Origin of the sequence: Tomitella cavernea (genome assembly GCF_016599145.1) — a bacterium.
Classification (GTDB): domain Bacteria; phylum Actinomycetota; class Actinomycetes; order Mycobacteriales; family Mycobacteriaceae; genus Tomitella; species Tomitella cavernae.
This window is the reverse complement of the sequence record NZ_JAENKO010000010.1, coordinates 47,690-68,130: the sequence shown is the minus strand read 5'-3', so window position 1 is coordinate 68,130 and position 20,441 is coordinate 47,690. Positions and strand designations below refer to the sequence as shown.

At 71.3% G+C, this 20,441-nt stretch carries 20 protein-coding genes; 1 reads left to right on the top strand and 19 read right to left on the bottom strand.

What is annotated here, in order from left to right:
• Positions 1 to 162: 162 nt before the first annotated feature.
• From JJ683_RS06065 to dacB, 17 genes are all read right to left on the bottom strand, one after another.
• On the bottom strand, positions 163 to 582 hold the full coding sequence (locus JJ683_RS06065; protein WP_200172177.1) for a rhodanese-like domain-containing protein: 420 nt from the start codon (positions 580 to 582) through the stop codon (positions 163 to 165).
• Positions 583 to 828: 246 nt separating this feature from the next.
• Positions 829 to 1,644: a type III pantothenate kinase gene (locus JJ683_RS06060; protein ID WP_200172175.1), complete on the bottom strand. Its 816-nt coding sequence runs from the start codon at positions 1,642 to 1,644 to the stop codon at positions 829 to 831.
• 2 nt (positions 1,645 to 1,646) lie between these two features.
• Positions 1,647 to 2,102 carry an aspartate 1-decarboxylase gene (gene panD, locus JJ683_RS06055; RefSeq protein WP_200172173.1) on the bottom strand — a complete coding sequence of 152 codons (456 nt, stop codon included), beginning with the start codon at positions 2,100 to 2,102 and terminating at the stop codon, positions 1,647 to 1,649.
• A gap of 67 nt (positions 2,103 to 2,169) precedes the next feature.
• Positions 2,170 to 3,099, bottom strand: coding sequence for a pantoate--beta-alanine ligase (panC, locus tag JJ683_RS06050; protein WP_200172171.1), 930 nt, complete (start codon positions 3,097 to 3,099; stop codon positions 2,170 to 2,172).
• Positions 3,096 to 4,088 carry a Rossmann-like and DUF2520 domain-containing protein gene (locus JJ683_RS06045; RefSeq protein ID WP_200172248.1) on the bottom strand — a complete coding sequence of 331 codons (993 nt, stop codon included), beginning with the start codon at positions 4,086 to 4,088 and terminating at the stop codon, positions 3,096 to 3,098. The genes panC and JJ683_RS06045 overlap by 4 nt, the downstream gene beginning before the upstream one ends.
• Before the next feature lie 188 nt (positions 4,089 to 4,276).
• Complete coding sequence (locus tag JJ683_RS06040) at positions 4,277 to 5,467, bottom strand: DUF6779 domain-containing protein (RefSeq protein ID WP_200172169.1); 1,191 nt, start codon at positions 5,465 to 5,467, stop codon at positions 4,277 to 4,279.
• 52 nt (positions 5,468 to 5,519) lie between these two features.
• The gene (locus tag JJ683_RS06035) at positions 5,520 to 6,008 is read right to left on the bottom strand and encodes a DUF3180 domain-containing protein (RefSeq protein WP_307810720.1); all 489 of its coding nucleotides are present in this window, start codon (positions 6,006 to 6,008) and stop codon (positions 5,520 to 5,522) included.
• A 49-nt stretch (positions 6,009 to 6,057) separates the two neighbouring features.
• On the bottom strand, positions 6,058 to 6,567 hold the full coding sequence (gene folK, locus JJ683_RS06030) for a 2-amino-4-hydroxy-6-hydroxymethyldihydropteridine diphosphokinase (protein WP_200172167.1): 510 nt from the start codon (positions 6,565 to 6,567) through the stop codon (positions 6,058 to 6,060).
• Positions 6,564 to 6,968, bottom strand: coding sequence for a dihydroneopterin aldolase (gene folB, locus JJ683_RS06025; RefSeq protein WP_307810719.1), 405 nt, complete (start codon positions 6,966 to 6,968; stop codon positions 6,564 to 6,566). Before folB ends, folK begins: the two co-directional genes overlap by 4 nt.
• Positions 6,965 to 7,798 carry a dihydropteroate synthase gene (gene folP / locus JJ683_RS06020; RefSeq protein ID WP_200172242.1) on the bottom strand — a complete coding sequence of 278 codons (834 nt, stop codon included), beginning with the start codon at positions 7,796 to 7,798 and terminating at the stop codon, positions 6,965 to 6,967. The genes folB and folP overlap by 4 nt, the downstream gene beginning before the upstream one ends.
• Positions 7,799 to 7,923: 125 nt before the next feature.
• Positions 7,924 to 8,511, bottom strand: a complete 588-nt coding sequence (gene folE, locus JJ683_RS06015) for a GTP cyclohydrolase I FolE (RefSeq protein ID WP_307810722.1) — start codon at positions 8,509 to 8,511, stop codon at positions 7,924 to 7,926.
• A gap of 144 nt (positions 8,512 to 8,655) precedes the next feature.
• Entirely contained in the window at positions 8,656 to 11,022 is a 2,367-nt protein-coding gene (gene ftsH / locus JJ683_RS06010) for an ATP-dependent zinc metalloprotease FtsH (protein WP_200172164.1), read from the bottom strand.
• Between the two features lie 238 nt (positions 11,023 to 11,260).
• On the bottom strand, positions 11,261 to 12,718 hold the full coding sequence (locus tag JJ683_RS06005; protein WP_242474447.1) for an amidase: 1,458 nt from the start codon (positions 12,716 to 12,718) through the stop codon (positions 11,261 to 11,263).
• Between the two features lie 369 nt (positions 12,719 to 13,087).
• Positions 13,088 to 13,651, bottom strand: a complete 564-nt coding sequence (gene hpt / locus JJ683_RS06000; RefSeq protein WP_200172238.1) for a hypoxanthine phosphoribosyltransferase — start codon at positions 13,649 to 13,651, stop codon at positions 13,088 to 13,090.
• A gap of 83 nt (positions 13,652 to 13,734) precedes the next feature.
• Entirely contained in the window at positions 13,735 to 14,769 is a 1,035-nt protein-coding gene (gene tilS / locus JJ683_RS05995; RefSeq protein ID WP_307810718.1) for a tRNA lysidine(34) synthetase TilS, read from the bottom strand.
• Positions 14,745 to 15,887, bottom strand: coding sequence for an Rv3626c family coenzyme F420 biosynthesis-associated protein (locus JJ683_RS05990; protein ID WP_200172162.1), 1,143 nt, complete (start codon positions 15,885 to 15,887; stop codon positions 14,745 to 14,747). The genes tilS and JJ683_RS05990 overlap by 25 nt, the downstream gene beginning before the upstream one ends.
• Positions 15,875 to 17,278: a D-alanyl-D-alanine carboxypeptidase/D-alanyl-D-alanine endopeptidase gene (dacB, locus tag JJ683_RS05985; protein ID WP_200172160.1), complete on the bottom strand. Its 1,404-nt coding sequence runs from the start codon at positions 17,276 to 17,278 to the stop codon at positions 15,875 to 15,877. The genes JJ683_RS05990 and dacB overlap by 13 nt, the downstream gene beginning before the upstream one ends.
• Positions 17,279 to 17,531: 253 nt before the next feature.
• On the opposite strand from dacB, the gene JJ683_RS05980 reads away from it, so the two are divergent.
• The gene (locus tag JJ683_RS05980) at positions 17,532 to 18,023 is read left to right on the top strand and encodes an inorganic diphosphatase (protein ID WP_200172158.1); all 492 of its coding nucleotides are present in this window, start codon (positions 17,532 to 17,534) and stop codon (positions 18,021 to 18,023) included.
• A gap of 127 nt (positions 18,024 to 18,150) precedes the next feature.
• Here JJ683_RS05980 and JJ683_RS05975 read toward each other — a convergent pair whose 3' ends face one another.
• Both JJ683_RS05975 and JJ683_RS05970 read right to left on the bottom strand, forming a co-directional pair.
• Positions 18,151 to 19,809 (bottom strand): MDR family MFS transporter, encoded by a 1,659-nt coding sequence (locus JJ683_RS05975; protein WP_200172156.1) that lies wholly within the window; start codon positions 19,807 to 19,809, stop codon positions 18,151 to 18,153.
• Positions 19,806 to 20,354, bottom strand: a complete 549-nt coding sequence (locus JJ683_RS05970; protein WP_307810717.1) for a MarR family winged helix-turn-helix transcriptional regulator — start codon at positions 20,352 to 20,354, stop codon at positions 19,806 to 19,808. Before JJ683_RS05970 ends, JJ683_RS05975 begins: the two co-directional genes overlap by 4 nt.
• Positions 20,355 to 20,441 lie beyond the last annotated feature (87 nt).

Sequence of the window (20,441 nt, the reverse complement as noted above, 5' to 3'; positions counted from 1 at the left end):
CTACGGGAATCGGGCGCATTGTCACTCACAGCAAACAAGGGTAATCGGTGTGCTTCGTCACTCCGTCCCCGGCCGCATGGGCCGCGCCCGCCCCGTGCGGCAGAGACCCCCAGTCCACCGAGGTCCCCCGGGTCTCGAGATCCTTCAGTGCGCCGAGATCCTTCAGTGCGCCGAGATCGCCGCGGCCTCCCGGCGCACATGCCCCGCGGAATCGCCGGCCGCGACGAGACCCAACCGTTCCAGTGCCAGGAATCCGCCGTCGACGTGCACGGCATTGCGGACGCCGAGCGCGCGCAGCGCCTGCACGGCCATCGATGCGAGCGCGCCGTCGTCGCTGACCAGCACCCACTGCACCCGCGGATCGACTGCGACCGCCAGGTGCGCGGTCGAGGCCGGATCCAGGCGTGATTCGACTAGGTCTGCGGCGATGGCGAGCGCGCCGGGAAGGGCCCCCGCGACGGCACGCTGAGCATAGGTGCGGATGTCGACGACGACAGCGTTGCGAGCGATGACGGCAGGGTAGCCGGACGCGGGAAGTGCCGGGGCGGACGGCGCGACACCGGTGGCCATGAAAGTGGTCATGGGGGTACTCCGAAGTGTGAGACGCGCAGACTCTGCTGCTACGCGGAGGTGGAGATGGAGGCGGAAATCAGCCTCGACAACACTCCTGACGGCACGCGCCGGCTGCGCCGGACCGGGCGGACCCCGGACGCGCACTCTGCGTGCTCACGGCATGCACACGACCACTCCGCATACGATCATGCCGCAGGTCGGTACCGATACTCACGGCGATCATTGTGCCACAGACGCTCCAGGCTGCACAGACCGTCACCGCGCTTGTCGACGACCGGCCCGTGAACCTGCCCGGTTCCGCTCGAAGACCAGGTGCAAGCCTATCGCGGTCAGGTCCGGTTCATGGTCGGTGATCGAGGCGCATTCGCCCAGAACCACCCCGGCCAGGCCGCCGGTGGCGACCACCGCCACGTCGTCGGCGGCGAACTCCGGCAGCTCCCCGCGCACCCGCTCCACCATGCCGTCCACCTGGCAGGCGAAGCCGAAGACGATGCCGGACTGCAACGCCTCCACGGTGCTCTTGCCCACCACGGACCGCGGGCGGGCAAGCTCCACCTTGCGCAGCGCGGCCCCCCGGGCGGCCAGCGCGTCCACCGAGATGTCGATGCCCGGCGCGATCGCCCCGCCCAGGAACTCCCCGGCACCGCTGATCACGTCGACGCGGGTCGAGGTGCCGAAATCGACGACGATGACGGGGCATCCGAACAGGTGGTGCGCGGCCAGCGCGTTCATCACGCGGTCCGCCCCGACCTCCTTCGGGTTGTCCACCAGCAAAGGGACCCCGGTCCGCACTCCCGGCGCCACGACGACATGCGGGATGTGCGGCCAATAACGTTCCAGCATCAGCCGCAGTTCACGCAGCACCGACGGCACCGTGGCCAGCGCGGCGACACCCGTGATCGCCTCGGCCCGCTCCCCCAGCAGCCCGCGAACGATCAGCGCGATCTCGTCCGCCGTCTGGCGCGCGTCGGTGCGCATGCGCCTGCGCAGCACCGGTTCTCCTCCCGATGCATTCGCGTCGAAGACCGAGAGCGAGGAGTTCGTGTTGCCTACATCGACCGCCAGGAGCATCGTCAGGCCGGGCTGCCCACGAGCCCCGCGGCGCGCTCGACGGACGCATCGCGGTGCTGGAGGCTCGTCAGGCCTGAATCCGCGGGCGCGTGGCCCGGGTTGCCGCCGACGTCGGCGGGCGCGTTGTTCTCGTCGACGAACACGATCGACGGCTGGAACTCGCGCGACTCCTTCTCGTCCATCATCGCGTAGGAGATGAGAATGACCAGGTCGCCCGGATCGATCAGGTGGGCGGCGGCACCGTTGATGCCGATGATGCCGGAGCCCGGCTCCCCCGTGATCACGTAGGTCTCGAGGCGGGCCCCGTTGGTGACGTCGACGATGGAGACCTGCTCGCCCTCGTAGAGGTCGGCGGCCTTCATCAGATCGGCGTCCACCGTGACCGAGCCGACGTAGTGCAGATCGGCGTGCGTGACGGTGGCGCGGTGGATCTTGGACTTCAGCATCGTGCGGAACATGAGGGTCCTTCCTGGTGGTGCTACCGGGGAGCCGGTGTTCGGGTGTTCGCGTATCGGAGGGCTGCGGTCAGGGCACGGCGTCCGCATCCTCCGGAACCCCGGGCGTGTCGGAACCGGTGAAGCCCGTTCCGATGGGCACGCCGACGTTGTCGATGAGCCGGGTCGTTCCCAGCCTGGCCGCGACGAGCAGACGTCCGTCGCCGACCTCGGGCGCGGAGCCGAGGTCGAGCCCGCGCAACTCGAGGTAGTCCACGTCCAGCTCGGGCACCGTGTCGAGGACTCCGCGCGCCGTCGTCAGCACGGTCTCGGCACCGCCGGCCGCCGCATGGGCCCCTGCCACCAGCGCGGCGGAAAGAGTGGTGGCAAGCGTGCGCTGCTCGGGGGTCAAATAGCTGTTGCGCGACGAGAGCGCCAGACCGTCGGACTCGCGGACGGTGGGCACGCCGACCACCTTCACGTCGAAGTCGAGGTCGGTGGCCATCTGCCGGATCAGCGCGAGCTGCTGGTAGTCCTTCTCCCCGAAGAAGGCCGCATGCGGGGCGACGATCTGGAAAAGCTTGCAGACCACGGTCAGCATGCCGGCGAAGTGGGTGGGCCGTGCGCCGCCTTCGAGCTCCGCTCCCAGCGGGCCCGGGTGGATCGTCGTGCGCGGCCCGTGGGGGTACATCGCCGCGGCCGACGGTGCGAACACCAGCTCGGCGCCCTCCGCGCGCAGCAGTTCGACATCCCTGTCGAGCGTGCGCGGATACGCGTCGAGGTCCTCCCCCTCGCCGAATTGCAGCGGGTTCACGAAGACGGACACGACCACCACCGCCCCGGGGACGCGCCTGGCCTGCCGCACCAGCTCCAGGTGTCCCTCGTGCAGCGCGCCCATCGTGGGCACCAGCACCACCTGCCGGCCCACGCCGCGCAGGGCCCGGGCCACGGCCGTGATCCTTTGCGGGTCGTGGTGGACCGTCAGCCCGCCGGGCGTGTAGTCACGTGCTTGCAGCGTCATAGGTGGTGCTCCTGCCGTTCGGAGGTGGTTTCGGCGCTGCCCGTACCCGCCGGGCGTAGCAGGTCGACCAATGCGGACGTCGCTCCGGAGCGCTGCGCCGTCCGCAGCGCGAGCCCGCGGTAGCTCTCGGCGATGTCCGCGTCGACGACGTCGAGCTCCCGCAGATGCGCGGCCACCGCGGCTACGTCCCCACGCGCCACTGGACCGGTCAGCGCGCCGTCGCCGTGACGCAGCGCATTGTCGAGCGCAGCAGTCAGCAGTGGCGCGAGGATGCGCTCGGGCGCCCCCGCTTCGGTCGTGATGGTGCCGTACGCCGCCGCATCTGCTTCCTCGGAGCCCTGTGGGCGCAATGCCGCCGCGAGCGAGGTGGCCGCGTCGCGCACCAGCGTGACGAGGTGATTGCTGCCGTGCGCAAGCGCAGCGTGGTACAGGGTGCGGGAATCCTCTGGGACGACGACGGGCTCGCCGCCGATCTCCAGTACGAGAGACTGGGCGATGGCCATCGACACCTCGTCCGGCGCCGTGATCCCGAAGCATGCGGAGCCCAGCCGGTCCACATCGGACGGGTCCCCGGTGAAGGTCATGGCAGGGTGAACGGCCAGGCAGATCGCACCGCGCGCAGCGAGCGGTTCCAGGATCGCGACGCCGTTCGCCCCCGACGTGTGCAGGACGATCCTTCCCGACCAGTCCGGCACCGTGTGCGCGAGGCCCGCCGCCAAGGACCCGAGTTCCGTGTCCGGCACGGAGAGGACCACCAGCTCGGACGACGCGGCCACCGCGTCCGCGGCGGCGATACGGGATTCCGGCAGGCGTGTGCGCGCGCGTTCTTTCGATGCGTCGGACACCGCTGCGCACGCACCGACGACGTGCCCCGCGCGTTCGAGAGCCGCGCCGACGGCGGTGCCGACCCGGCCCGCGGCGATGATGCCGACGGACAAGCGGGCAGGCCGTGGCCACTCCGCGGCGGCGCGGGGCCCGCCGCCGGGCAGTAGAGGATCTTGACCGGGTGCGGCCACTGGTGGGTCCTTCCGGAGTCGTTCCAGTCCTGCCGTGCAGGTACCGGACGTTCACCGCGAGAATATCGCGACGCGCGCGGCGCCGACAGCCCCAGGTGAGTTATCTCACGGGCGGCGGAGCACCGCCGATCCTGCGCAACCCCGGTCCGAGGCGCGCCGCGTCAGTCCCGTGCCCGGCGCCGGCGGCGACCCAGGTTGTCCGGGACGCTACCGGTTTCCCGCATCCGTGCGAGCAACTCCGCCACTGTGTTCCCACCTGGCCGCGTGCCGTGTTCCGAAGTGTCTTCCTCGTCCTCAGCCGCCTCGTCCTCAGCCGAATATTCCTCGGCCGGATCTTCCTCGGCCGGATACACGTCGACCGGCTCGTTTTCGACGGACTCCGCTTCGGCCGGCTCCTCTTCGGCAGGCGCGGCCTCAGCCCACTCCTCCTCAGCCCACTCCTCCTCGGCCCACTCCTCGTCGGCCCACTCCTCGTCGGCGTCCTCCCCGGCCGGCACGCGGCGGGCGGAATCGGTGGCGACCTCGTCCTCGTCCACCACGGCGTCCTCTGCGAACTCGGCATCCGCCGCGTCGTCGGCGTCACCAGCGGCGTCGGCGTCACCAGCGGCGTCAGCGGCGTCAGCGGCGTCAGCGGCGTCGTCCGGGATCATCCGGGTCTCCGCGGTCACCGGCGCCTCGTCACCCGCCGCCGGCATATCCTGCGCGGCCTGCCGGTACGCCTCGTAGTCAGGCTCGAAGGCAGCGCCCCCTGCCTCGACGCCGTCCACGGCCACGACCTCATCGATCTCGGGTAATTCCGCCGCCTGCGCCGCCACCATCTGCCCGGGCCCGCCTGAAAGCTCATGCAACCGGTGCGATTCGGCGCGCACGGCCAAACGCTCATCAGGCAGTTCGCCGTCGAACAGGGCCTCCAGGCTCGCCCGCAGCGCGGCCATCTCCATCCGCAGCGACTCGAGCTCCTCGGACGCCTCGTGCTGCACGCGCTCCTCCACCTGGCGGCGCACCTGCGATTCCACCACCAGCTCGTACTCGCGGCGCGCGGCGATCTCCCGCTCGAGCTGCAGCTCGTAGACCAACTTGAGGTCGCGGGCACGCGCCGCGTCGTTCTCGGAGTCCTTGCGGAACTTCGTCATCGCGATAGCGCCGACCACCGCGGCCCACAGCGCGGCGACCACACCGAACCGCAGCAACGGCACGCTGTCTGTGAAGATCATGATGATGCTGGCAACGATGGCCAGCACGATCAAGGCGCCCAGCACCGCTTCCCATACGGACTGTCTGCGGGCACGTGGACGCCGCTCCCCCTTGCGGCGATCGGGGCGCGCAGAACTGTCTCGGCCGGGAACGGTCATGCCGACAACATACCGTCAGCGGCCGCGGCCTTCAGGGAACCCCGGCGGCAAGTCACTCATCGTGGCGATCGCCACCGTCGACCCGCGACTCGGGGGGCACCGTGCACGTGCGCTCGAGCCACAATGCCGCGGCTACCAGCACCAAACCCGCCACGAGCCCGAAAATAGTGCCCGGCAGATCACTTCGGGCCGCAGCAAGCCTGTCCTGCTGCGGCACCAGGTAGATCAGGAACCCCGCCCAACCGCCGGCGAACACCGCGCCCGCGATCGCCGAAGCCTTCGCCAGCACCGCCGCGCGGGCGATCGTCAACGGGTTCAGATCATGCAGCCCGGTGCCCACCTCGCCCGCGGAGACGCGGTGCCGGATGAACAGGCCCGCCGCAGCCTCGGCCCCGGCCAGCACGACGAGCGGCAGCCCCACGAGGGTCGGCACCGACGGAAGCTGCCCGTACGCCGCACCCGCCACGGCCCATCCGACCGCGAGGAACAGCAGCGCCACCAGCGCCAGGTCCACGATCCGTGTCGCCTTCAGCTCAGCCACCGCCCCACACCGCGCACCGCACGAGCCCGCATCCCGCCATGCCCTCCGATCACCGCGCCGACGGCGTCAGCGAGAAGTCGGTGCGGCGCACGCCTGCGATCTCCGCAGGTTCCAGCGCGGCCACCAGGTCGCGCACCACGGCTCCCCCCAGCGTCGCCTCCGGCTCGATCTGCATCCACGGCACCAGCACGAAGGCCCGTGCGCGAGCACGCGGATGCGGCAGCAACAGGTCGGGGTGCTGCGACTCGACCTCGCCGGGGTCGTAGCACGCGATGACGTCGACGTCGAGACTTCGCGGCCCCCAGCGCACGTCACGCACCCTGTCCGCCCGCCATTCCAGCAGGTGGCACAGGCGCAGCCAGTCCCACGGGTCACGTCCCGGGTCGTCGGCAATGAGGGTGACGTTGTAGAAGTCGTCCTGCTCGACGCCGCCCCACGGCGCCGTCACGTACACGTGCGACGTGCCGATGAGCCGGTCGCCGAGCTCGTCGGCCACCGACTGCAAGTGCCCATGCCTGTCGCCCACGTTGGATCCGGCCGACAGCACTACGCGGCTCATCGCTGCGGCCCTCCCCCGCCGCCGCGGCGGGCGGTCACCGCGACGTCACCGAACTGCAAGGGTATCGGCGCGGACGGCTTGTGCACGGTGACCTCCACTGCGTCGATGCACGGCCACGCGGCCACGGCATCCGCGATCTGCGCCGCCACCGCCTCGATCAGGTCGCGGGGCGGGCCCGCGACGATGTCCGCCGCGCACTGCGCAAGCGCACCGTAGTCGACGGTGTCGGCGAGGTCGTCGGACGCCGCGGCCCGGCGCTGGTCGAACCACACCGCCAGGTCGACGACGAAGTCCTGACCGTCGCGCTTCTCATGCTCGAACACGCCGTGGTGGCCGTGGACGGTGAGCCCGGTGAGCGTCACCTTGTCGCCGGCGGGCGGCCACTGCGACGACACATTCACCGCGGCACCTGCCCGTCGCAACCTGGCCACGCATCGAGCACGGCCAGTGCGTCGCGGGACCCGCGCGCGTCGTGCACCCGGACCCCCCAAGCGCCCGCCTGCGCCGCGAGCAGGCTCACCGCCGCTGTCGCGCCGTCGCGGCCGGCCGGGGGACGAGGCTCGCCCGACTCCTCCGGCAGCAACGTGCCCAGGAACCGCTTTCGCGACGCGCCGACGAGGACGGGGAAGCCCTCCGCAACCAGCAGCGGTAGCTGCGCGAGCAACTGCCAGTTGTCCGCACCCGTCTTCGCGAAGCCCAGCCCGGGATCCAGCACGATGTTCTCCGGCGCGACCCCCGCCGCCACGCCCACGTCCACTTGCCGGCGAAGTTCGTCGATCACGGTGCGGACCACTCCGCGATCACCGTAATCGGTGACGCCCGAGGCGTTGACGTACTCGCCGGACGCCCCGGCCGCCCGCCAATGCATGAGAATCCAGGGCACACCGGCCTCCGCCGCCACGCGGGCCATGTCGGCGTCGGCCCGGCCGCCGGAGACGTCGTTGATCACGGACGCCCCCGCCGCCACTGCGGCCTCCGCCACCGACGCGCGCATCGTGTCGATGCTCACGCTGATCCCGCTGTCGACCAGTCCGCGGATCACGGGGACGACCCGGGAGCGCTCCACCTCCACGGAGACGCGGTGGGCTCCGGGGCGGGTCGACTCACCGCCGACGTCGACGATGTCCGCGCCGGCGGCCGCCAACTGCAGGCCGTGCTCGACGGCGGGGTCGCGCTCGAGGTACCGCCCGCCGTCCGAGAACGAATCGGCGGTGACGTTGAGGATGCCCATCACGGCGCAGCGTCCCGGGCGCGGCAGGCCGGCGCGCGGTGCGTCCTCGCGCGACGCCCGGCGTACCGGATTCTCCTCGCGGCGCGCGCGGCCGGCCGTCCCGTTCCGGTTGCCCACTGCGGTGGTCACTTGCGCAGGATCAGGTCGAGGACCTCGCCGCGAGACACCGCCGAGGTCTTGAACAGGCCCCGGACCGCGGAGGTCGTCGTGGTGGCACCCGGCTTGCGGATGCCGCGCATCGACATGCACAGGTGTTCGGCCTCGATGACGACGATAGCGGCGCGCGGCTGCAGTTTGCGCACCAGCGCGTCGGCGATGTCGCTGGTGAGCCGCTCCTGCACCTGCGGGCGCTTCGCGTACAGGTCGACCACGCGCGCCAGTTTGGACAGTCCCGTGACCTTGCCGGACTCCCCGGGGATGTACCCCACGTGGGCCACCCCGTGGAACGGCACCAGGTGATGCTCGCACGTGGAGTACACCGGGATGTCGCGGACCAGGATCATCTCCTGGTGGCCCTCGTCGAAAACGGTGTCCAGCACGGAATCCGGCTCGCTGAAAAGGCCGTCGAACACCTCGCGGTACGCCCGCGCCACGCGGGCGGGGGTCTCGCGCAGGCCCTCGCGGTCGGGATCCTCCCCCACCGCCAGCAGCAGTTCCCGCACGGCCGCTTCCGCCCGCGCAGCATCGAACGGCCGGACGGCACCGAACTTCACGGCACCGCCGCCGGGTGCCGCACCATCCTGGACGGGGGCGCCGTCGGCAAGCCCGTTGCTGCCCGAAACACTGTCAGTCCGCACTCGTTCGTTCCTCCGGTAGTCGCGGAAGGCGCCGACCGGCCCGCCGGATTCCCGGTGGACCTACTGCGCGCCGTCGGAAGGGTTGACGTGGCGACCGCCGCGGTCGTCACCTTCACCGCGGCCGCCGTACCGCTCGTCGGCGGCACCCTCCTGGTCAGAGTAACGATCCTCGCCCGGATGCCTGCCTACCCCCGGCCCGTCCGGCCGTGCGGACGGGCCGTCGTGCTCCGCGGGATCGCGGAAGCCGCCGCGGCGGCGGCCACGCGGTGGCCACCCGGGGGCATGCCACCCGGCCGGCGCACCGTAGTCACTGCCGTTGGCCGCGGGCTCCTGCTGCTGTGCGTAACTCCCGGGGCGACCCGGCACCGGCTGCTGCGGCGCGGACCGACGTTGCCCCGCCGGCAGGTCCTGCGTCTCCTCAGGACCGGTGGAGCCGCCGCCCACGGCGGCCTCCCGGTCACGCTTGAACGCGGGCACGGGCGCCGGGGGCGGCCACGGCTCGCCCCGCTCGATCGCCAGCTCACCCGGTGTCTTGATCGGCGGCTTCTCCGACGGGACCCGCCGGCCGAACTCGTTGAACGTCGTGATCCGCGGGCGCTTCTCCACCGCGGAGAACACGCGCGCGAGCTCCTTGCGGTGCAGCGTCTCGTTCTCGAGCAGCTCGCCGGCGACAGTATCGAGCACGTCCCGGTACTGGTCGAGGATCGACCAGGCCTCGGTGTGCGCGGCCTCGATCAGCCGGCGCACCTCCTCGTCGATCTCGTGCGCCACCTCGAGCGAGTAGTCCGGCTGCTGGCCCATCGACCTGCCCAGGAACGGGTCGCCCTGCTCCTGCCCGTACTTGACGGCGCCCAGCTTCGCGCTCATGCCGTACTCGGTGACCATCGCGCGCGCGATCTTGGTGGCCATCTCGATGTCCGACGACGCGCCCGTGGTGGGCTCATGGAACACGAGCTCCTCCGCGGCACGCCCGCCCATCGCCATCACCAGGCGGGCGATCATCTCCGAGCGGGTCATCAAGCCCTTGTCGTCCTCGGGGACGGTGAGCGCGTGGCCGCCGGTGCGCCCACGCGCAAGGATGGTCACCTTGTACACCGGTTCGATGTCCGGCATCGCCCACGCCGCGAGCGCATGCCCGCCCTCGTGGTACGCGGTGATCTTCTTTTCCTGCTCGCTGATGATGCGGCTCTTGCGCCTCGGCCCGCCGATCACACGGTCCACCGACTCCTCAAGCGATGCGCCCGTGATGACGGTGCCGTGCTCACGCGCGGTGAGCAGCGCCGCCTCGTTGATCACGTTCGCCAGGTCCGCACCGGACATGCCGACGGTGCGCTTGGCCAGGCCGTCCAGATCGGCGTCCGGGGCGATGGGCATGCCCTGCGAATGCACCTTGAGCACGGCGCGGCGCCCCGCCATATCCGGAGGGCTGACGGGAATCTGCCGATCGAAACGCCCGGGGCGCAGCAGCGCGGGGTCCAGGATGTCCGGCCGGTTGGTCGCGGCGATCAGGATGATGTTGCTCGTCGGGCCGAAGCCGTCCATCTCCACGAGCAATTGGTTGAGCGTCTGCTCGCGCTCGTCATGCCCGCCGCCGAGCCCTGCGCCGCGCTGACGGCCCACGGCGTCGATCTCGTCGACGAAGATGATGCACGGGTTGTTCTGCTTGGCCTGCTCGAACAGATCACGCACACGCGACGCGCCGACGCCCACGAACATCTCGACGAAGTCCGAGCCGGAAATCGAGAAGAACGGAACCCCCGCCTCGCCCGCGACCGCGCGCGCCAGCAGCGTCTTGCCCGTGCCGGGCGGGCCGTAGAGCAGCACGCCCTTGGGGATCTTCGCGCCCAACGCCTGGTAGCGCGCGGGGCTCTGCAGGAAATCTTTGATCTCGTAGAGTTCCTCGACCGCCTCATCGGCGCCTGCGACGTCGTCGAAAGTGGTCTTGGGCATGTCCTTGGTCAACTGCTTGGCCTTGGACTTGCCGAAGCCCATCATCCCGCCGCGGCCGCCGCCCTGCATCCGGTTCATCAGGAACAGGAACAGGCCCAGGATCAGCAGCATGGGCAGCATGAACACCAGCAGTGAGGTGAACCAGCTCTCCTGCGAGACCGTGGTGTCGTATTTGGTGGCGCCGGAGTTCTGCACCTGGTCGAACAACGCCTCCGCGGCGCCGGCCGGATACTCGGCGACAATCTTCGTCTTGCCGTCGGTGCCGTCCGCCGGATTCTTCAGCGTCAGCTGAAGCTGCTGCTCTTTGTCGAGCATGTTCGCCGACTCGACATTGCCGCCCTCCAACTGGGCGACAGCGACGGAAGTGTCGACCTGCTTGTACTCGCCCGACCCCCCGGTGAATTGGATCACCGCCCAGATCGCCAACACGATCCCGGCAACGATCGCCAGGTTCCGGAACACCGTCTTACGGTTCATACAGCGTCGGCCGCGGTGGCCAAATCCTTCCGGTCACGGTTCATCTCGATGGCATATCCGGCTGCGCGGCCGCGGCGCGCCCGTTCACCTGAACTCCGGTGTATGCGGGATCGTCCAGGTCACCGGATCCTCCAGGGTACCCGGACGTGCACCGACGTCCCACAGGCCTCCGGCCACGGGCGCCATCCCATTGCAATGACAACGTACGCGCCTCCCCCGCGGTTCCCGGCGCGCAGGATCAGTGGCGCACGCCGCCGGCGTAGTCCGGGGCGGTGCGCGGCCACGGCCTCAGCGACTCGATCTCGGCCGCGAGCGCCAGGATCGTCGCCTCGCTTCCGGGCGGACCGGCGAGCTGGACGCCGATCGGCATCCCGTCCCCCGGGTGCACACCCGCCGGCACGCTGGCGGCCGGCCATCCGAGCACGTTCCAGATGCCCGGATACGAGGCGTACCGGATGCTCGACACCGCGTTGGGCAGCCAACGCCGGTCCGACCAGCGGGCGGCGGCCGGCGCTGTGCGGAGGAGGGTCGGTGTGGCGACGATGTCGAAGTCCGCGAACAGCGCGCGCATGTCCTGCTCGATGCGCTGCGCGTACGAATCCTTGACCAGTCCCCACCGCTCGACCGCGTCGCCGATCGCCGTGTGCGTGCGGGTCCGCGGCGCCAGCATGCGCCGGTCCAGCGTCCGGGCCTGCCCGGCAGGACCGCGCGTCCAGCGTGCGAGCAGCCCCAGCGGATTGCGGGGGTACGGCACCCGCGCCCGCGCCACCTGGTGCCCGGCGCGCAGCAGGGTGTCCGCAACCTGTTCCAGGGCGTCCGCCAGAGACGAGGCCAGGCGCGTCACCGGGCTCGGCGTCCCCGCCGAGACGCCGATCCGCAATCCGGCCGCGGGCTCCGGGTGCGCAAGTCCCGGATCCCCGGCGAGCACCGACAGCATGAGTGCGGCATCGGCGACCGTCGTGGCCATCGGCCCCGACTCCGACATGCCGTACCAGGAGTCCGCGCCGCCGTCTCCCGGAAGCAGATGGCGGCCCGGTTTGATGCCGAACAGCCCGCAATCGGCCGACGGGATGCGGATCGAGCCCAAGCCGTCGGTGCCGTGCGCCACCGGCACCATGCCCGCGCTCACCGCGGCCCCGGAACCACCGGACGAACCCCCCGGCGTACGAGAACGGTCCCAAGGATTGCGGGTGATCCCGAACGACGAATCCGTGGTGGGGAAGATGCACAGCTCCGGCACAGCGGTCAGACCCACGATCACGGCGCCCGCGGCGCGCAGGCGAGCGACGAGCGCGTGATCAGCAGCCTCCGGCGCCGCAGACGTGGCCGCCGAACCGAAGCGCACCGACTCGCCCGTCACCGCCAGAACATCCTTGACGGCGACGGGGACGCCCGCGAGCGGGAGCCGGGCCAGATCGGCGCGGTCCGCCAGGCCACGCGCCTCCCGGAGTGCCTCCTCCGCGCGTACGCGGCGAAAGGCGCCCAGCTCATGGTCGCGCGCGTCGATGCGGCGCAGCGTCCGGGCCACGGCCGCGTCCGGCGGGCAGACGCCCGAGCCCACGCGCGCCGCTATCTGCACCGCGGTCTCGCCCGGGTCGCCGGCCGCCGCGGGGTCGTGCGCGTCGTCTGGGCTCGGGCTGTCCGGGCTCGCGTCATCCGGGCTCGTACCGCCTGGACTCATATCGTCACCGCTCATACCTCGGAGGCTATCGGCTCGGCGGGCGTCGGGCGCGCGTTCGCGGGCGGCCGTCACGGGTTCCGGGGTGGCGGGTCGGGTGGTGGCGGGTCGGGTGGCGGCTTCCGGCCAAGCTGTGGTTCGCGAGTGGGCCTGAAGTGCGCGAGCCGGCCGGCAGTCCGCAGGCGGGTCAACCGCTGGCGCACGAGCCGAACCGCCACCCGCGAGCCGACCACCCGATAGTCCGCGAGCCATTCCGCAAAGCGCGAGCGGATCTTCCCGATTCGCCCCCGCGAACAGGCCGCACACTGCAGACCGGCTCGCGGCACGGGGTTCAAAGCTCGAACCGCATACCCGCTCGCAGGCCCCAGACCGGCCCGCAGCCGGCGCTCAGCCCGCGTACACCTTCGGTTCGAGCAACCCGACGTACGGCAGATCGCGGTAGCGCTCCGCGTAGTCGAGTCCGTAGCCCACCACGAACTCGTCGGGGATGTCGAAGCCCACGTCGCGCACTTCCAGGTCGGAGCGGACCGCGTCGGGCTTGCGCAGCAATGCGCACACCTCCAGCGACCGGGGGTTCCGGGTGGCGAGGTTGCGCTGGAGCCACGACAGCGTGAGACCCGAGTCGATGATGTCCTCGACGATGAGCACGTCGCGCCCGGCGATGTCGCGATCGAGGTCCTTGAGGATGCGTACGACCCCCGACGACGACGTTGCCGAACCGTACGAGCTCACCGCCATGAACTCCATCTGGGTGGGCACCTGGATGTTTCTGGCGAAGTCGGTGAGGAACATCATCGCGCCCTTGAGCACGCCGATGAGGAGCAGATCACGGTCCGGGTCTCCGCCGCCCGCCTCCGGGTAGCGCGCCGCGACGGCGGCGGCGAGCTCGGCGGTCTTGTCGCGGATTTGCTGCTCGGTGATGAGCACCGAGGCGATGTCGCCGCTGTACAACCCGCCTGCCCCCTGCGCCCCGCCGTCGATTCCGCTCACCAGGCCGTTGTTGCCGTCACCGTCGGACACGATTCCACTCCACTTCATCTCGGGTGCGCGCCTGCCGGCGCACCCGCCTCGCGCATCACCGTCAGCCTGTCATGCTGCCGCATTGCCACGACACGCACTCCGGGGCCACCGCCGCCGACGGCCACCCCGCCCTGCCCATGCCAGTCGCCGACGAGCGCGTCGATCCGGCGCAGCCGAGCATCGGTCAGTCCGGTGGCGCCCTCTCCGAGCAGCCAGCTCCGCAGGGCACGTCGCCGAACCGCGGCCGCCTCGGACGCGAGCACCCGCGCGTCCAGCCCACCACCGGCGCCGTCCCCGCGCGCAGCGGACCGTGCCAGCAGCGCGTCGGCCAGCCGCTTCAGCACTTCGTCGTCCTCACTGAGCTGCGCGGCCGTGCGGGCCAGGGATTCCGCGGCGCCGCCGCCGAGCACGTCCTCGAGCAGCGGCAGCACCTCGTGCCGCAGGCGCACGCGGGTGAAGCGCGGATCGCTGTTGTGCGGGTCGTCGTGCGGCGCGATGCCGGACTCCGCGCAGGCCGACCGCGTCACCGCCCGCCGCACGTCCAGCAGGGGACGCCCCCATGGCTCCGACCAGGCGCGCATGCCGCGGATCGAACCCGCTCCGGAGCCGCGGCCGAGCCCCAGCAGTACCGTCTCGGCCTGGTCATCGAGAGTGTGGGCGAGCAGCACCGGCCGGTCTCCGCACGCCGCGCCCAGCGCCTCGTACCGTGCCGCACGCGCCGCGGCCTCCATTCCCCCACGCCCGGCGACTTCCACCTCCACGATGCGCGCCTCCGCGCACCCCAGAGCGCGCGCTTGGCCGGCCGCGCGCTCCGCCACGGCCCCGGACCCCTCCTGCAACCGATGGTCGACGATCAACGCGGTCACATCCCCGCCGCGCGCGGCGCACTCCGGCACCGCCGCCGCCGCGAGCGCCAGGGAGTCGGCTCCGCCCGACAGCGCGACGCACACGCGGCCGCTCGGCGCGTGCGCGGGCAGCCAGCGGCGGACCGCCCGGCGGATCTGCAGCAGTGCCGGCTCGCCCGTCAGCCCAGCACGCGCGCGATCCACCGCTGCGGCTCCTCGATCTCGTCCTTGAGCGGCAGCGTCTCCGGCCCCGTCCACACGGTGTTGAACTGCTCCATGCCCACGCGCTCCACCACCGCGTCGACGAACGCCTTGCCGCGCACATACTGCGCCATCTTGGCGTCGACGCCCAGCAGCGCACGCATGACCCGCTGGACCACGCTGGGATTGTGCTCGCGGCGGTGGTCGAATGCCGCGCGGATGCGGGCCACCGTCGGCACCACCTCCGGCCCCACCGAGTCCATGACGTGGTCGGCGTGCCCCTCCAGGAGGGTGCCGAGCATGAGCATGCGGTCGATGGCCTGACGCTGAGGCTCCGACGCCGCCGCGGAGACCAGCCCGATCATGCCCTTCTCGTCCTGTGTCTCCTCGCCACGGCGACGCTTGCGCAACTGCTCCGCCACCCGGCCCAGGACGTCGGTGAGCGGCTCGTCGGCCTCCGTGGCCAACAGGTCGACCGACTCGCGCATGTATCCGGTAAGCCACGGGGACGACGAGAACTGCACGCGGTGCGTCACCTCGTGCAGGCACACCCAGAGGCGGAAGTCCGCGGGCCGCACCTTGAGCGCACGCTCGACGGCGACGACGTTCGGCGCCACCAGCAGAAGCGTGCCGTCATCGGTGAACGGGTCGTATTGGCCGAGGATCGCAGTGGAAAGGAACGCGAACACCGCGCCCGCCTGCAGCCCGCCCGCCTTGCCCGCCAGTCCGGACCCGGAACCGGCCCCGCCGGCCTCTGCTTCCGGGCCGGGCGCCCCCGTGGCAGGCCCTGTGAGCACCCCCATCGACGCGGTTGCGGCCCGCGCCCATCCGGCCCTGTCCACGACGCTGGCCGGCGGCACCGGAAGCCCGTCGGCAAGGCCCGTGACGTCCCGCACGTGCGGTTCCGCGGAGGCCGACGCCCGGGCGAGTTCCGCGTACACCTGGTCGCGGGTATAGCCGGTCATCGTGGGTCCGGGCGGCGCCAGACGCGCGGCGATGCTGCCTGCGAACGCCCAGTCGACGTCGTCTCCCGGGAAGCCCTGCCTGTCCTCGCCGGGGCCGCCGGCCTCCTCATCCGCTCCGCCGGCCGCGTGCCCCGCCTCGGGATTCAGCCCTGACATCCGCACCCCCTCAGCTGTGCCGTGATCGCGTCGAGCGCAGGACGGGCGTCTGCCGGTGCCGTGCCGCCGGACATCAGCGCGAACGCCAGCACCCGGCCGTCGACATCGGTGACCACACCGGCTAGCGTGCTCACTCCCGACAGTGTGCCCGTTTTCGCCCGCACCCATCCCGCACCGGCTTGCGCATTGGTCTCGTACCTGTCCGCCAGCGTGCCGGTGCCGGCGGCGACGGGCAACGAATCCAGCAGCGGCCGCAGCTCCGGATGCCCGGGGCCGGCGGCGGCGGAGAGCAGCTGGTCGAGCAGCCGCGCGGGGATCCTGTTGTCCACAGACATCCCGGACGAGTCGTGCAGCTCCACGCCGGTCAGGTCGAAGCCGGCACCGCGCAGCACCGATTCGACCGCGGCGGCGGTGCCGTCGAAGTCCGCGGGGCGCCCGGTGGCCAGCGCCACCTGCCGCCCCACCGCGTCGGCCAGCACGTTGTCGGAGTGGACCAGCAGCTGGCGGATCAGCTCGACCATCGGCGCCGACTGTACGCTCGCGAGCTGCTGCGCCTGTGGCGGCGCCGACGCCAGGTGCACGTCGTCCGCGTTCACGCCCAACGCGGCGGCCAGCGCCCGCCCCGCGTCCAGCGCGGGCGTGTCCGACCGCGGCGAGTCGGGGTTGCGGATGTCCAGGCGGCCGCCGTCCAGCGCGATCGGCCGCATCGGGATGATGTTGCCGCCCGCGATGTCGGCGTCGAACCACCCCTGGGCCAGCGTCGGCCCCGGGTAGAGGTCCACGTCGACGTCCACCCCCGTCACCGCCGTCCCCGAGGCGCGGATCTGCTCGGCGAGCTGCGCGATGTGCGCGGCGCCGCGGTAGTACCCCTCCGTCCCCGCGGGCTGTGCGGTGAGAGTGGGATCGCCGCCGCCCACCAGGACGACGCGTCCGTCCGCGCCCTGCACGACGGTGGTGGTGATCCGATGGTCGCGCGGGATCGCCAGCAGCGCCGCCGCGGAGGTGAGCAGCTTCGTCACCGAGGCGGGGGTCCGCGGGCGCTGAGCATCCTTCGCCCACAGCACCCGGCCGGTCGCCGCGTCGCTGATCTGGCCGGTGAGATCGCCCAGCGCAGGATCGGCCAGCGCGCCCGCCAGCGCAGCGTCGAGGCCGGCCGCAGTGGGCACGGGAGCGTCGGGCGGGACGGGCACGATCTGCGGCGACGGCGTGATCAACGCGGGAGCCGGCTGCGCGGTCGCCACCGCGGATCCGTCGTCGACCGCCCGCCAGGCCAGCACGCCGGCGACCACCACCAGCAGCGTTGCGAGCACGCCGGCCGCGATCCGCAGCCGCCGGCGCCTCCGGTGCAGGTGGCCGGCGGCGCCGCGGCCGGGGACGACACGCTTGAGCATCGAGCTGATCGTCGTTCTCCTCGGGTGCGGCGGGGGGTGGCTTCTGCGTCGTCGGAGGCGCCTGCACGGCGCTCCGCACAGCCTGGCGCCCCCAGGTCGACGTCCACAGTAACCGCAGGGGCGCTATCCTTGCCGGGTTGCCTCCGCCGCGCGCCTGGTCGACGCCGTGCCCGGCGGGCAGTGGTCGCTTGCGGCATCAGAGGCGCCCGGCGATCACCCACCACCAGCCATCATCAACTCAAAGCGAGGACGCGTGGAGTTCGACGTCACCATCGAGATCCCCAAGGGGCAGCGCAACAAGTACGAGGTGGACCACGAGTCCGGCCGCGTCCGACTGGACCGCTACCTGTACACATCCACCGTGTACCCGGCCGACTACGGCTTCATCGAGGATTCGCTGGGCGAGGACGGCGATCCGCTCGACGCGCTGGTGCTGCTGCCGCAGTCGGTGTTCCCCGGCGTAATCGTCGAGGCCCGACCGGTCGCGATGTTCAACATGGTCGACGAGGCAGGCGGTGACGCCAAGGTTCTGTGCGTGCCCGCGGGCGATCACCGTTGGGACCACATCCAGGACCTGGCCGACGTGCCCGCGCACGAGCTGGAAGCCATCAAGCACTTCTTCGTCCACTACAAGGACCTGGAGCCCGGCAAGCACGTCGAGGCCGCCGACTGGGTGGGCCGTGCCGAGGCGGAGGCCGAAGTCGAGCGCTCGTTCAAGCGTCAGAAGGAGCAGGGCGGGCACTGACGGGGTCCGGGTCCGGCGCTGAGAGCCGGCCGCCGACGCTCGTACGGATGGCCCCGCGCCCGCCTCCGTCCACACCCCCTGGGGGATGCGGACGGGGCGTGCGCTGTGTGTTTCCGGCGACGGCGGCCTACTCCTCGTCCCGTGCCGCTGCGATGCCGCCCGCGGCGCGCAGCGGCACCTCCTTCCAGAACAGCACCAGCACCCAGGCCAGCGCCGCGAAGCCGGTGGTGACCAGGAACACCTGACCCATCGCGTCGGAGAACCCCTCCGCCAGCGGCGCGGCCAGGGCGGGGTCGAGCTGCTGGATCAGCGAGCTGTCCTCGAGCACCTTGCCGGCCGCGGCCGAATCATGATCGAGCAGACCCTGGGCGAAGGTCTTGTCCACTTGGTCGCCGCCGGTCGCCGCCTGCTGGACCGCGGCGATGTACTGCGGATCGTGGGCCGCCGTCTCCAGGCGTGCGGTGATGTTCGGCGTCATCTGCGCGAACAGGATCGACAGGAAGATCGCCACGCCCAGGGTGCCGCCGATCTGCCGGAAGAACGTGGCCGCCGCGGTCGACACCCCCATGTCGCGCGCGGGCAGCGCGTTCTGGATGGCGAGCGTGAGCGGCTGCATCATGTTGCCCAGTCCGAATCCGACGATCGCCATGAATCCCATGACCACCGGGAACGACGTGTCCGCGTGCACGAAGTGCAACAGGAACATGCCGGCCATGAGCATGGTGGATCCGATGATCGGGTAGATGCGGTAGTGCCCGGTACGGGAGATCAGTTGACCGGACACCACCGATCCCGTCATCATGCCCAAAACCAGGGGCAGCATCTGCAGACCGGCCACCATCGGCGTCGACCCCTTCGCCACCTGCAGGTACTGCGGAAGCAGCATGATCCCGCCGAACATCGCCATGCCCACGACGAACGAGATCACCACCCCCAGGGTGAAGTTGCTGTTGCGGAAGAAGCGCATGGGGATCAGCGCCGCGTCGCCCATGGCGATCTCCACGAACACGAACGCGATCACCCCGACCGCGCCGATCGCGTAACAGAGCAGAGCGGTCGCGCTGCCCCATCCCCATTCGCGTCCCTGTTCGGCGACGATCAGCAGCGGCACCAGGCCCACCGCCAGCACGAGCGCACCCCACCAGTCGACGCGCGTGTCCCGGCGCACGCGCGGCAGCCGGAGATTGCGGAAGACCACGACCAACGCGACAAGGCCGACCGGCACGTTGACCAGGAACACCCACCGCCAGCCGGTGACGCCGAGGATGCTCGCATGGTCGGCGAACAGACCGCCGAGCACCGGCCCCAGCACGCTCGACGTGCCGAACACGGCGAGGAAGTAAGCCTGATACTTCGCGCGCTCGCGCGGCGCGAGAATGTCCCCGAGGATCGCCAGCGCCAACGACATGAGACCGCCCGCGCCGATCCCCTGCAACGCGCGGAACCCCGCGAGCATGTACATCGACGTGGCGGACGAGCACAGCGCCGATCCGACGACGAAGATCACGATGGCGCTCATGAACAGAGGTTTGCGTCCGACGATGTCGGAGATCTTGCCGTACAACGGCGTCGCCAGCGTTGCTGTGATGAGGTAGGCCGTGGTCACCCACGCCTGCAGAGCGTAGCCGTCCAGGTCGTCGGCGATGGTGCGGATCGCGGTGGACACGATCGTCTGATCCAGGGCCGCGAGAAACATCCCCAGCATCAGACCGCTGAGGATGATGAGGATCGCCTTATGGTCGAGCCCGGCGGGCGACTCGGAGGCGTCGCGCGTGGTGTCCGTCATCTGCGCGGGCCGTTCTCCGGCCGCGGTCCGGCACCGGAATCGCTCGCGACGATCTCGTCGCGGCGTAGCTCGTAGCCGTCGAGAAGCTTGCCCAGCAGTCGGGCGAGCTCCACCCTCTCGGACTCGGGCCATGCGCCCACGACCGCACCCAGCCGCTGGTTGCGCCGCAGCCGCATCCGTTCGGCGGCGCGCCGGCCGGACTCGGTGACCGCGATCAGGCTGGCGCGCCGGTCGTCGCGGTCCGGCTGCCGCTCCAGGTGCCCCCGCTCCACCAGTTGCGCCACGTGCCTGCTCACCGTCGATGGATCCGAGAGCATCGTCTCCGCCAGCTCGCCGGACCGCATCGGCCCGTGCTGCAGAACGGCGAACACGCACCGGTAGGCCGCCAACTCCAGCCCGTCGGCCCCGAAACGGCCCACCTGCGTCATCGTCCGCTCGCGCATCCGGTGCAGCCGGGCGAGCTGGTTGCCGAGCTCATCGGTGCAGCTGGGAATGTCTTCCGTACCCATCGCGCCGTGGGCGTCGGAACGCTGATCTGGTGACACGCATCCTCCCCGGACGGCGCTCGCACGCACCGGCGACGATGGCCGCTCCGCGCGATGAATGTGCAGGATACAAGTTTCCGCCGGGCC